The sequence below is a fragment of the Actinosynnema sp. NPDC059797 genome (assembly GCF_042732085.1).
Lineage (GTDB): Bacteria > Actinomycetota > Actinomycetes > Mycobacteriales > Pseudonocardiaceae > Actinosynnema.
Genome location: NZ_JBHWIE010000227.1, coordinates 1 through 11979, shown reverse-complemented (window position 1 = coordinate 11979; position 11979 = coordinate 1). Strand labels below are relative to the sequence as shown.

At 75.1% G+C, this 11979-nt stretch carries 9 protein-coding genes; 2 read left to right on the top strand and 7 right to left on the bottom strand.

The features are described 5' to 3' along the window. Window positions 1-72: 72 nt before the first annotated feature. A complete protein-coding gene (locus ACFV4N_RS31825; RefSeq protein WP_499676336.1) occupies window positions 73-1413 on the bottom strand; it encodes an amidase in 1341 nt (446 codons plus the stop codon). 94 nt (window positions 1414-1507) lie between these two features. Here ACFV4N_RS31825 and ACFV4N_RS31820 point away from each other — a divergent pair, with 94 nt between their 5' ends. Next, window positions 1508-1915, top strand: coding sequence for a cobalamin B12-binding domain-containing protein (locus ACFV4N_RS31820; RefSeq protein ID WP_499676335.1), 408 nt, complete (start codon window positions 1508-1510; stop codon window positions 1913-1915). Here ACFV4N_RS31820 and ACFV4N_RS31815 read toward each other — a convergent pair. The 5 genes from ACFV4N_RS31815 to ACFV4N_RS31795 form a co-directional block, all read right to left on the bottom strand. Beyond that, window positions 1905-2651, bottom strand: coding sequence for a thioesterase II family protein (locus ACFV4N_RS31815; protein WP_499676334.1), 747 nt, complete (start codon window positions 2649-2651; stop codon window positions 1905-1907). The genes ACFV4N_RS31820 and ACFV4N_RS31815 overlap by 11 nt on opposite strands. Next, the gene (locus ACFV4N_RS31810; protein WP_499676333.1) at window positions 2648-5722 is read right to left on the bottom strand and encodes a type I polyketide synthase; all 3075 of its coding nucleotides are present in this window, start codon (window positions 5720-5722) and stop codon (window positions 2648-2650) included. Before ACFV4N_RS31810 ends, ACFV4N_RS31815 begins: the two co-directional genes overlap by 4 nt. Beyond that, the gene (locus tag ACFV4N_RS31805; RefSeq protein WP_499676332.1) at window positions 5719-7602 is read right to left on the bottom strand and encodes a non-ribosomal peptide synthetase; all 1884 of its coding nucleotides are present in this window, start codon (window positions 7600-7602) and stop codon (window positions 5719-5721) included. The genes ACFV4N_RS31810 and ACFV4N_RS31805 overlap by 4 nt, the downstream gene beginning before the upstream one ends. Before the next feature lie 20 nt (window positions 7603-7622). Then, window positions 7623-9218 (bottom strand): DHA2 family efflux MFS transporter permease subunit, encoded by a 1596-nt coding sequence (locus ACFV4N_RS31800; RefSeq protein WP_499676331.1) that lies wholly within the window; start codon window positions 9216-9218, stop codon window positions 7623-7625. Between the two features lie 86 nt (window positions 9219-9304). Then, the gene (locus ACFV4N_RS31795) at window positions 9305-9883 is read right to left on the bottom strand and encodes a helix-turn-helix domain-containing protein (RefSeq protein WP_499676330.1); all 579 of its coding nucleotides are present in this window, start codon (window positions 9881-9883) and stop codon (window positions 9305-9307) included. Between the two features lie 55 nt (window positions 9884-9938). On the opposite strand from ACFV4N_RS31795, the gene def reads away from it, so the two are divergent. Beyond that, entirely contained in the window at window positions 9939-10496 is a 558-nt protein-coding gene (def, locus tag ACFV4N_RS31790) for a peptide deformylase (RefSeq protein WP_499676329.1), read from the top strand. 24 nt (window positions 10497-10520) lie between these two features. Here the strand turns inward: def and ccrA are convergent, their stop codons facing one another. Next, window positions 10521-11858, bottom strand: coding sequence for a crotonyl-CoA carboxylase/reductase (gene ccrA, locus ACFV4N_RS31785; RefSeq protein ID WP_499676328.1), 1338 nt, complete (start codon window positions 11856-11858; stop codon window positions 10521-10523). Between the last annotated feature and the right edge of the window lie 121 nt (window positions 11859-11979).

Here is an 11979-nt window from a genome sequence, read left to right as displayed (position 1 = left end):
GCGGCGGCCTCCCGAGCCCGCGGGGGTGGGGGGGGGTGGCGTCCCCCCCCCCCCCCCGGTTCCGCGCGCCCGTCAGCGCTCCGGGGGTTCCGCGGTGTGCCAGTCCGTCAGCTCCTCGTACGCGCGGGCCGCCGCGAGGAGGTCCAAATCCGAGCCGCGCGGGCCGACCCACTGCAGCCCCACCGGCAGCCCGTTCGCGAAACCCGCCGGCTGGCTCACCGCCGGCAGGCCGGACAGGCTCAGCGGGATGGTCAGGCTGCCCGCCCGCATCTCCAGCGGCGGCAGTTCCGCCGGCGCGCACGCGGTGAACGGCACGGTCGGCGAGACGAGCAGCCGCAGCCCGTGCCCGGCGAGCAGCGCGTCCCAGGCGCGGCCGATCTCCCCCACCGCGTTCCGCGCCGCCGCGAGCGTCCGCTGGTCCATGCCGTTGCCCGCGGCGACCGCGCCGAGGATGGCGGGGTTGTGGTCCAGCAGGCCGCGGGCGGCGTTGGCCCGGTGGCCCTCAGCCACCTCGCGCAGCGCCACGCCGCCGTAGGCGAGGCCGACGAGGTCCCGCGCGGGCGCGGTCACCTCGACCAGTCGCGCGCCCGCGCGTTCGAGCAGGCCGATCGCCTCGGCCACCACGTCCCGCACCTCGTCGTCCGACTCGGCCAGCCAGTCGGTCAGCACGCCGATCCGGACGCCCGCCAGGTCGAGCGCCCGGAAGTCCGAAGTGGACGGGAGGCCCGCGAGGCAGCGGAACAGCAGCTCGGTGTCGTCGGCGGTCCGCGCGATCGGGCCCACCCGGTCCAGGGTCGGCGACGCGGGCCACACTCCGTCGTGCGGCACCTGGTCCCCGGTCGGGCGCAGGCCGACCACGCCGCAGAACGCCGCCGGGATGCGGATCGAGCCGCCGGTGTCCGAACCGACCGACGCGGCGCACTCGCGCGCCGCCACGGCCGCCGCCGACCCGCCGCTGGAACCGCCGGCCACCCGGTTCGGGTCCCACGGGTTGGCGGTCGGCGCGCACGCGATGCCCACGGCGAACTCCTGGGTGGTGTTCTTGCCGAAGACCACCGCGCCCGCCTCGCGCAACCGGCGCACCACCGCCGCGTCCCGCACGGGGTGGACGTCGGGCCACACCGGCGAGCCGTACCTGGTCGGCATGTCCGCGGTGTCCACGATGTCCTTCACCCCGACCGGCACGCCGTGCAGCGGGCCGCGCCGGCGGCCGGCCGCCACCTCGTCGGCGGCCTGCTTCGCCTGCCTCCGCACGAGTTCCGGGTCCAGGTGGGCGAACGCGCGCACGACGGGCTCGGACCGCTCGGCGCGCTCCAGGAACGCCTCGGCCAGCTCGACGGGCGACAGCGTGCCCGACGCCACCGCGTCGGCCAGCTCGCGGACGGTCCACGAGGTGATCGGGCGATCGGCCATGTGCGCATCTCCTCTGACGAGCAAGACGCGGTGTTCTCGCGGCCGGTGTCGGGTAGCCTGAAAACGTTGCGCGTCAACGGGAACGGGGATCTTCATGATACGTGTGGTCATCGGCAAGCCCGGTCTGGACGGGCACGACCGGGGGGCGAAGGTGGTGGCGCGGGCGTTGCGCGACGCCGGGGTCGAGGTCATCTACACCGGCCTGCACGTCACCGCCGAGCAGATCGTGCGCACGGCGGTGCAGGAGGACGCCGACGGCATCGGCCTGTCGGTCCTGTCGGGCGCTCACCTCGTCCTGTTCCCCCGCGTGGTCGAGCTGCTCGCGCGGGAGGGCGCCTCGGACGTCGTGGTGTTCGGCGGCGGGATCATCCCGGAGGAGGACATCCCCGTCCTGCGGGCGGCGGGCGTGGCCGAGGTGTTCACCCCGGGCACGCCCGTCGACGCCATCGTGGACTGGGTGCGCGAGACGTTCTCCGGCGACCGGAGGCGCGTCACGGCGTAGCGACCCGGGACGCGCTCGTCCGCAGGAACGACAACACCTCCTCGCGGCCGGGCGCGTCCCGCAGGTAGAAGTGACCGCCGGGCAGCACGGTAACCTCGCACCCCGCGGTGGTGTGCCGCGCCCAGGCGGCGAGGCGGTCCTCGGTGATGTCGTCGTCCCGACCGCCGAACACGCGCAGCGGCACGTCCAGCGGCGGCCGGGTCTCGTAGCGGTAGGTCTCGTAGACCTTGAAGTCCGCCCGGTAGGCGGGCAGCACCGCGGCCAGCAGGTCCGGGTCGCCCGCCACGCTCGCGATGCCGCCGCCGTAGGACCCGTCGATGAACGAGACCAGCTCCTGGTCGGGCAGGTGGTGCACGGGCGCGCGGCGCGGGCCGAGGTGGGGCGCGGGGATCGCCGACACCACCAGCAGCTCGGGCATCGGCCTCCCCCGCTCCCGCAGCTCCAGCGCCACCTCGTGCGCGACCAGCGCGCCCAGGCTGTGCCCGAAGAACGCGAACGGCGGCCCGAAGGCCACGTTGTCGACGATCGCGGACACCACCTCCGCCATGGAGGACAGCGGTTCCTCGGCGATGCGCGAGCCGTGGCCGGGCAGTTGCACCCCGAACACCTCGACCTCGGGCAGCGCGTCGGCCCACCGGACGAACTCGCCCGGTGAGCCGCCGCTGTGCGGGAACGCGTAGAGCCTCAGCGCCGCGTCGGGCCTGGCCAGGCGGCGCACCGTCCACTTCGGAGTCATGAGTTCCCTCCCGCGGCGCTGTCCGCGGTCATCCGGCCGCGCAGCAGCGCGGCGAGCTGGGTCGGGGTGGGCGCGGTGAAGACCTCCTTGGCCGACACCGGGACCTCGAACCTCTCGCGCAGCCACTTCGCCAGCTGGGTGGCCAGCAGCGAGTCGCCGCCCAGGTCGAAGAAGCCGTCGTGGGGGTCGATCTCGGGCAGGCCGAGCAGGTCGCGGAACGCGGCCACCACCTCGGCCCGCACCGGGTCCTCGTCGGCGGCCGCGGCCACCGCCCCGGTCGTCGCGGCGGCCTCGGTCGTCACGGCGGCCTCGGCCGTCGCCTGCCCGATCCGGACGCGCGCGGCGGGCTCGTCGGCGCGGACCGGCGCCGGCTCGACCAGGAACGCCGTGTGCTCGAACGGGTAGAGCGGCAGGGCGACGCGGCGGCGCGGCACGTCGTGCAGGCTCGGGAAGTCCACCGCGACCCCGGCCGACCACAGCCGCCCGGCGGCGGTCAGCGCGCTGAGCCGGTCGGGCGTCCCCTCGGCCGCGTGCGGCAGCGAGTTCACCGCCACGTGCCGCGCCGACCAGGCGGGGTGCCTGCGGGCCAGGGCGGTGAGCGTGGTGCCCGGACCGACCTCCAGCAGCACCGAGTCCCGGTCGGCCAGCAGCACCTCCAGCGCGTCGCCGAACCGGACCGGGCGGCGCAGGTGCGCGGTCCAGTAGTCCGGGTCGCACGCCTCGGCGTCGGTCAGCGGCAGGCCGGTGGAGTCGGACACGATCGGCGTGGTCGGCGGCGACAGCCGGATGCCCGCCACCAGCTCGCGGAACCGGTCGGTGATCGGGTCCACCAGCGACGAGTGGCCGGCGGTCGCGATGCGCAGCACCCTGGCGTCGAACTCCCGCTCGCGCAACTGCTCGGCGAACCGCTCGACCAGCTCGGCGGGCCCGGTCACGGTGCACTGGTCGGGGCCGTTGACCGCGCCGATGTCGAGCCCGGTGGGCAGCAGCTCCCGGACCCGCTCCTCGGGCAGCCGCACGGCCGCCATGCGCCCCTCGGGCAGGCCCTGGAGCAGCCGGCCGCGCTCGGCGACCAGCGCGGCGGCCTCGTCGACCGCCATCACCCCGGCCACGCACGCCGCGGCGAACGCGCCGAGGCTGTGCCCGACGACCCGGGCCGGCCGCACGCCCCAGCTCTCCCACAGCTTGGCCAGCGCGTACTCGACCGCGAAGACCGCGGGCTGGCCGAACCTGATGGTCTCCAGCGAGGCGACCGCCGCGTCCCGCCCGGCCGGGTCGGGCCGCAGGACCGAGGCCAGGTCCAGGCCGCTGTGCCGGGCGCACTCGTCGAAGGCCTCCCGGAACACGGGCTCGTGGTGGTGCAGCTGGGCGGCCATGCCGACGTGCTGCCCGCCCTGGCCCGGGAAGGTGAACACCACGGGCTTGTCCTCCGCCTTCGCGGTGGACGGCACCACGCGGTCGTGCTCGCCCGAGCGCAGCACGCGCGCCGCCTCGGCGGCGGACTCCGCGACGACGAACCGGCGGTGCGGCAACGCCCGCCTGCCCGCCTGCGAGGTCCACGCCACGTCCGCCAGGTCCTCGCCGGCCCGCTCGGCCGCGTCGAGCCGGTCCGCGGTGCGCAGGGCCAGCTCGTCCAGCGCGGCGGGCGTGCGGGCGGACAGCACCACGAGGTGGCCCGGCCGCGACGGCGCGGGCGGCGCGGCGACCGCGGGCGGCTGCTCGACCACCGCGTGGGCGTTCGTGCCGCCGATGCCCAGGGCGTTGACGCCGGCCCGGCGCGGACCGCCCGCCGGCCACGGGCGCGCCTCGGCCTGCACCGCGAACGGCGACGAGGCGAAGTCGATCTGCGGGTTGGGCGTGGTGAAGTGCAGGCTCGGCGGCAGCACGCCGTCGCGCACCGCCAGCACGGCCTTGATGAAGCTCGCCACGCCGGCCGCCGCGTCGGTGTGCCCGATGTTGGTCTTCAGCGAGCCCAGCCCGCAGAACCCGGTGCGGTCGGTGTCGGCGCGGAACGCCCTGGTCAGCGCCAGCACCTCGATCGGGTCGCCGAGCGGGGTGCCGGTGCCGTGCGCCTCGACGTAGCCCACCGAGCCCGCGTCGACCTCGGCGGAGTCCAGCGCCGCCCGGATCGCCCGGACCTGGCCCGCGACGCCCGGCGCGGTGAAGCCGATCTTGTCGCCGCCGTCGTTGGCCACGCCCGTGCCGCGCAGCACGGCGTGCACGCGGTCGCCGTCGGCCAGCGCGTCGGCCAGCGGCTTGAGCACGACCAGCGCCGCGCCGCTGCCGCCGACGGTGCCGGTGGCGCCGGCGTCGAACGCCCGGGTGTGCCCGTCCGCGGCGAGGATGCCGCCCTCGACGTAGGTCCCGGCCGGGGGCGGCACGTGCACGGTGGCGCCGCCCGCGAGGGCGATGTCGCAGTCGCCCGCCAGCAGCGCCTGCGCGGCCATGTGGATGGCCACCAGCGACGTGGAGCAGGCGCTCTGCACCGTGCACACCGGGCCGCGCAGCCCGAGCTTGTGCGCCACGCGGGTGGTGAGGAAGTCGGGCGCGGTCGCCATGCGCAGCTGCCAGGCGTCGACCATGGGCAGCTCGGCGCGGGCCGCCTGCAGCGCCGCCAGGTAGCCGGTGGTGCCACCGCCCGCGAACAGGCCGATCGCGCCGCTGTACGCGGCCGGGTCGCAGCCCGCGTCCTCCAGCGCGTGGTGCGCGACCTCCAGGAACACGCGGTGCTGCGGGTCGGTGATCAGGGCTTCGCGCGGGGTGAAGCCGAAGAACCCGGCGTCGAAGCCCTCCGCGCCCTCCAGCACGCCGTACCCGCCGGTCCGGCCCTCCTCGTCCACGGTCCTGGTGACCGAGTCGACGCCGGCGAGCACGTTGCGCCACAGCGCGTCCACGTCCGGCGCGCCGGGGAAGCGGCCCGCCATGCCGATCACGGCGATCTGGTAGCCGGCGTCCTCCAACCCGGCGTCCCCGAACCCCGTGTCAGCGAATCCGCTGTCACCGAACCCGCTGTCGTCGTGCCCGCTGTGGTCGTGCCCCGCGTCGTGGCCGGTCTCGTGTGCGGCGCTCACCGCTGTGCCCCTTCCGCTCCCGCGTTCGTGGTTCCCCGCCTCTGCGCCCGCAGCCTGCGCAGCCGGTCCCGGCCGCTGCTGCGGAACGACGCCGAGGCCAGCTCGGCGGGCTCGGCCCGCTCCTCGCCCGCCCCGCCGCCCGCGCCGCGGCGCAGCCGGTCGGCCAGGCCGCGCACGGTGTGGTGCTCGAACAGCTCCACCAGCTCCACCGCGTACCCCAGCTCACCGGTCAGCCGCCGGTGCACGTCCGCCAGCAGCAGCGAGTGGCCGCCGAGGTCGAAGAAGCTGTCGTCGCGGCCGATCGCGTCCAGGGACAGCACCTGGCGCCACACGCCCACGACGGCGGCCTCCACGTCGTCCAGCCCGCCGGCGGTCGCCGCGGTCGCCGGCGCGGCCGGCTCGGGCAGCGCCGCGCGGTCGACCTTGCCGTTGGCCGACAGCGGCAGCGCGGGCAGCGCGACCACGTGCCGGGGCAGCATGAACGCGGGCAGCCGCTCCTTGAGGTGGTCCTGGAGGTCGGCGGGCGCGTCGCCGCCCGACGCGGTCACCACGTAGGCGACCAGGTGGGCGTCGGGGGTTTCCTTGTGGCGCACCGAGACGTGCGCGGCGACGACGTCCGGGTGGGTCTCGACCACCGCGCGCAGCTCGTCCGGCTCGATCCGGTTGCCGCGGATCTTGACCTGGTCGTCGGTGCGGCCGACGAAGTCGTACTCGCCGTCCGGCCGCAGCCGCACCAGGTCGCCGGTGCGGTACCACCGCACGCCGTCCTCGTCGGTGGTGAACCGCTCGGCGGTGAGGTCCGGCCTGCGGAAGTACCCGCGGGCCACGCCCGGACCGCCGATGTGCAGCTCGCCGACCTCGCCCGCCGGCACCGGTCGCCGCTCGGCGTCGAGGACGCGCAGCTCGGCCCGCGCCACGGGCCCGCCGATCGGCGGCAGGCCGTCGCCGTGGGGGGTGACCAGGCCGCCGGTGGTGAACACCGTGGCCTCGGTGGGCCCGTAGATGTTGACCACCCGGAACGGCTGGCCCGGCGTCGGCCGGGCGGTGAGGCGCTCGCCGCCCACCATGAGGGTGCGCAGCGCCGCGTCGGCGGGCCAGGTGGCGCTCAGCAGCGGCGTGCCGATGGCCACGGTCAGGAAGAGGGTCTTGACCCGCTCCGCGACCATCCAGTCGCGCAGCAGCTCGGTGGTGAGCACGGTCGGGGTGTCCGCGACCGTGATCGTCGCGCCCGCGGTCAGCGCGGGCCAGGTGTCGAAGACGGCGGCGTCGAAGCCCGGCGACGCCACCATGGCGACCCGGTCGCCGGGCCCCAGGTCGTGCGCCTCGACCTGGGAGCCGGCGAACACGGCGAGGGCGTGGTGGTCGATCATCACGCCCTTGGGCTCACCCGTGGAGCCGGAGGTGTAGATGACGTACGCCAACCGGTCCGGCGGGTACTCGCCCGGCCCGTCGAACGGCTCGTCGGCCCCACCGGGGTCGGGCGCGGTGGGGTGGAGCACGGCGGGGTCGAGCACCTCGACCCCGTCCGCGCGCCACCGCTCCGCCTCGTCGGGCGAGGTGACCAGGGGGACGTCGGGCCCGGCGAGCCGCAGCACGGCCGCGGCGCGGCCGTGCGGGTGCGCCGGGTCCATCGGCAGGTAGGCCGCGCCCGCCAGGGCGATGCCCAGCACCGCGGCGACCTGGTCCGCGCCCCGCGGCAGGCGCACCGCGACGACGTCCTCGGGCCCCGTGCCGCGACGGCGGAGCAGGCCGGCCAACCGACCCGCCCGCGCCGCCAGCTCGCCGTAGGTGACCTCGACTCCGCCCTCCCGGACCGCGATCCGCCTCGGGTGGTCGGACGCCTGCCGCCAGAACGCGGTGACGACCGGCTGTGCTGCCATCTGCCCCCCAGTGCTCGAAATCAGGTTTGACGTGGCGCCGACGCGTCGGTCTCGGCCGCCGCCCCGGCAGTGGGCCCGTCGGCCGCGGGCGCGGCGGCGGGGTCCCCGAAGGCCTTGCGGGGCATGCCCCACAGGGTCGGTGCGATCGCCGCGATCGTCACCACGCCGGCGACGAGGAACGCGACGTTCAGGCCGCTCGCCGAGGCCGCCTGGGCGATCCCGGTCAGCACGTCCGCGGCGACCGGGGCGTCACCGGGCACGCGGCCCTCGGAGAGCTGCTCGGTGACGCGGCCGAGCTGGTCGCCCAGCGGCTGCGCGGCGAGCCGCTCCCGCAGTTCGTCGAGGAAGGTGGAGACCTGGGCGGCGCCGATGGCGGCGATGCCCACCACGGTGCCGAACTGGAGGCCGGTCTCGACCGTGCCGGACGCGGTGCCCGCCCGCTCCGGCGGCACGGCGCCCAGCGCCACCGTGTTGACCGGCGGCAGGGTCATGCCCCAGCCGATGCCGATCAGCGCGACGGCCCACCAGATGCCGCCGTAGCCGGTGTCCGCGTCGGTGAACCACAGCGCGGCCAGGCCGACGCCGCCGATGGCCAGGCCCGCGGCCACGATCTGCGCCGCGCCGAACTTGGCCATGAGCTTGCCCGCGATCGGGGCGGCGAGCACCAGCATGAGGGCGGCGGGCAGGAACCCGAGGCCCGCCTCGAACGGGCTGTACCCGAAGGCCTGCTGGAGCAGCTGCGACAGGAAGAAGAACGACGAGGACAGGCCGAAGCCGAGCACGAACGCGACGATCGTGGACGCGGTGAACGGCTTGATCGAGAACAGCGACAGCGGCATCATCGCGTTCTCGCTGCGGCGCTCCACGACGATGAACGCGACCAGCGCCAGCGCGGCGACCGCGAACGAGGCGAGGATGACCGGCGAGGTGAAGCCGATGACGACGCCCTCGATGATGCCGTAGGCCAGCGCGAGCGCGGTCAGCGAGCCCAGCAGCAGGCCGGGGAAGTCGAGCTTCCGGCCCTCGCCCGGGGCGATGCTGTCCACGGTGAACACGACCAGCACGATCGCGGCGATGCCCAGCGGCACGTTGATCTGGAACAGGATGCGCCAGTCGAAGGTGGCGACGAGCCAGCCGCCGGCCACCGGGCCGAAGGCGATGGCCGCGCCGCTGAGCGCGCTCCAGATGCCCAGGAGCTTGGCGCGCGCGGCGTCACCGCCGGCGAGCAGCGAGATCAGCGCCATGGCGGCGGGCACCAGCATGGCGGCGCCGACGCCCTGGAGCGCGCGGCCGGCGATGAGCACGCCGGCGTTGTCCGCCAGGCCGCAGACCGCGGAGCCGACGATGAACAGGGTGGTGCTGGCCAGCAGGCCGGTGCGGTGCCCGAGGCGGTCGCTGACCGCGCCGCCGGTCAGCACCAGTCCGGCGAACGCCAGGGTGTAGGCGTCGAACATCCACTGGAGGCTGGTCAGCGATGCCGACAGATCGGTGCGGATGACCGGTAAGGCGACCGCGCTGATGGTCAGGTCGAGCATCGCGATCAGGGACGTGGCGAACACCGTGAACAGGGCGATGCGCCGGCGCGTGCCCACAACCGGGGCCGCGGGGGTAGACATGACTCGGACTCCCTCATCGGGTAGCAGGGGTCGAACGGACGGGGGCGGCCCGCCCGGTCGGACCCGAGCAGGCCGCCGGGAGCAGTTCAGTCGTGCCGGGGGCCGGCTTCCTCGGCGGACCCCGGGTCGAGCATCGGGAAGAGCCGCGCCACGACCGCGACCGGCGCGGAGCCGGCCGGACGTGCCTCGGGGTCGTCCTCCCGGTGGCGGAACAGGGCGATCAGCGACCGCACCGCGTCGCCCAGCCCGGCCATCTCCTCGGGGGTGAGGTAGACGACCTGGCTGAACGCCTCGTCCTGCCGCCAGTGCGCGGGCACCCGGTCGCGCCGGTCCAGCCAGCGCTGGTAGCTCTCGTCCTCCAGCGCGCGGTTGAGCCCGCCGAGGTCGGGGTGCGCCGGGCGTTCGGCGGCCGGCCGCGGTCGGGGAGCCTTGCGGTCCCCCTGTCCCGCACCGCGCGCCAGCCGCCACGGCCTGGCCCGCCCGGTCACACCCGGGACGTCCTCGACCAGGCCCTGTTCGGCCAGCTTGCGGAGGTGGAACGAGTAGAGCCCGGTGTTGCCGCCCAGTTCGCGCGCGGCCTGCGCCGAGGTCAACTCGGCGCGCGTGCGCAACAGCTCCAGCAGTGCCTCGCGCACCGGGTGCTCGTCCCGCCTCGACTCGTCCACTTTGCAAACAGTAGGAGTTTGCAAACTCCGCGTCAACAGCCCTACCCTCGACGCCATGACCGTGCTGCCCGTGCGCCTGTTCGGCGACCCCGTGCTGACCCAGCCCGCCGCCCAGGTCACCGACTTCGACAAGGAACTGCGCCGCCTCATCCGCGACCTGCACGACACGCTGGACGACCAGCGGGGCGCCGGGCTGGCCGCGCCGCAGCTGGGGATCAGCAGGCGCGTGTTCGTCTACAACGTCGAGGGGACCAAGGGCCACCTGGTCAACCCGACGCTCAGCTTCCCCGACGAGGAGGAGCAGGACGGTCCCGAGGGCTGCCTCTCCATGCCCGGCCTGTACTTCGACACCAAGCGCCGGCTCAACGTCGTCGCCAAGGGGTACACCGCGCACGGCGACCCGCTCCAGATCGTCGGATCCGGCTACATGGCGCGCTGCCTGCAGCACGAGACCGACCACCTCGACGGCGTGCTGTTCATCGACCGGATGGATGCCGAGCGCCGCCGCGCCGCCCTCAAGGAGATCCTCGCGGCCGAGTGGGCGAACCGCCCCGCCCCGACCGTGAAGATCAGCCCGCACGACTCCGGTGCGGGGATGTGGTTGCGCCGTTAGGCGCGGCGGCACGGGCATGTCCGGTCAGCCCCGCGCGGTCGCGACGGTCCGCAGCGGGGCGACCGCGGTCTCCCCGATCCGCGCCCGCAGCTCCGGGTCGGTGACGCCGAGACCGGCGTGCGGGGCGAGCCCGAGCACCGCGATCTTGCCGACGTGGCGGTTGGTCTGCACCAGGCGGGCCGCCTCCGCGCTCTCCTCCAGCGGGAACACCTCGTTGAGCGCCGAGTGCACCCGGCCCAGCGCGACCAGCCGGTTGAACTCGGCCATCTCCTGCAGGTTCGCGCCGTGGCTGCCGATGACGCGCTTGAGCTTCATCCACAGGTAGCGGTTGTCGTACTCGTGCCGGTAGCCGGTGCTCGAACCGCAGGTCACCACGACGCCGCCGCGCCGGACGACGAACACCGAGATGCCGAACGTGGCGCGCCCGACGTGCTCGAACACCACGTGCGGGTCCTCGCCCACCGCGCCCCGGATCGCCCGGCCCAGCCGCTTGCCCGCCTCCACCGGGTCGGCCGAGCCGCCGAGCCCGATCTCCTGCCGGTTGAACACGACCTCGCAGCCCAGGGCGCGGGCCGGCTCGACCTTGGACTCGTCGCCGACGATGCCGATCGGGATGCCGCCGCCGTTGCGCACGAGCTGCGCCGCGTACGCGCCGAGACCGCCGGTAGCGCCCCAGATCAGCACGACGTCGCCCTGCTTGATCTGCGCGCCCCGGTGGCTGACCAGCATCCGGTAGGCGGTGCCGCCGCACAGCAGGTTCGACGCGGCCTCCTCCCACGTCAGGTGGCCGGGCTTGGGCAGCAGCTGGTTCGCGCGGGCCACCGCGTAGTGCGCCAGCGAGCCGAAGTTCGTCTCGAAGCCCCACGCGCGCTGGTCGGCGTCGAGCATCCCGTCGCTGTGCGTGGCCGGGTCCTGGTCGTCCACGTAGGACGCCGACACCACGACGTGGTCGCCGACCTTCCAGCGCCGCACGCCCGAGCCGACCCGCACGACCACGCCCGCCGCGTCCGAGCCGAGGACGTGGTGCGGCTGGTCGTGCCGCGCGGCCCAGCCGCCCTGCTTGCCGAAGTGGCGCAGGAACGCGAACGTGGGGATGGGCAGGAACATCGCCGACCACACGGTGTTGTAGTTCATCGCGCTGGACATGACCGCGATGAGCACCTCGTCGGGCGCCAGCTCCGGCATCGGCACCCGGCCCAGGTGCATCGACTTGCGCACGTCGCGCTCGTCCTGGGTCTGGTCACCGAACATGTCGACGTCCTCGACCCTCAGGTGCACCGCCGGGTACTCCTCGGGCACCGGGATGCGGCTCAGCTCCTCGGGTCCTGCGCCTGCCAGTGCGGCCTCGGCGAGCGGGTCCATGGTTCCTCCTCCTGGTCAAGGCCTGTCAGGGCTGGTCGTGGGAGTGGTCGTGACGACGATCCGGCCGGGCAGGTCGAACCCGTCCAGGTGGTCGCGCAGGTGGGTCCGCAACTCCGCGACC

Bases quoted from the DNA above. Each gene is read 5' to 3' on its own strand.
- ACFV4N_RS31820 (WP_499676335.1), top strand. From the start codon at position 1,508: ATGATACGTGTGGTCATCGGCAAGCCCGGTCTGGACGGGCACGACCGG.
- ACFV4N_RS31815 (WP_499676334.1), bottom strand. From the start codon at position 2,651: ATGACTCCGAAGTGGACGGTGCGCCGCCTGGCCAGGCCCGACGCGGCG.
- ACFV4N_RS31825 (WP_499676336.1), bottom strand. From the start codon at position 1,413: ATGGCCGATCGCCCGATCACCTCGTGGACCGTCCGCGAGCTGGCCGAC.
- ACFV4N_RS31800 (WP_499676331.1), bottom strand. From the start codon at position 9,218: ATGTCTACCCCCGCGGCCCCGGTTGTGGGCACGCGCCGGCGCATCGCC.
- ccrA (WP_499676328.1), bottom strand. From the start codon at position 11,858: ATGGACCCGCTCGCCGAGGCCGCACTGGCAGGCGCAGGACCCGAGGAG.
- def (WP_499676329.1), top strand. From the start codon at position 9,939: ATGACCGTGCTGCCCGTGCGCCTGTTCGGCGACCCCGTGCTGACCCAG.
- ACFV4N_RS31805 (WP_499676332.1), bottom strand. From the start codon at position 7,602: ATGGCAGCACAGCCGGTCGTCACCGCGTTCTGGCGGCAGGCGTCCGAC.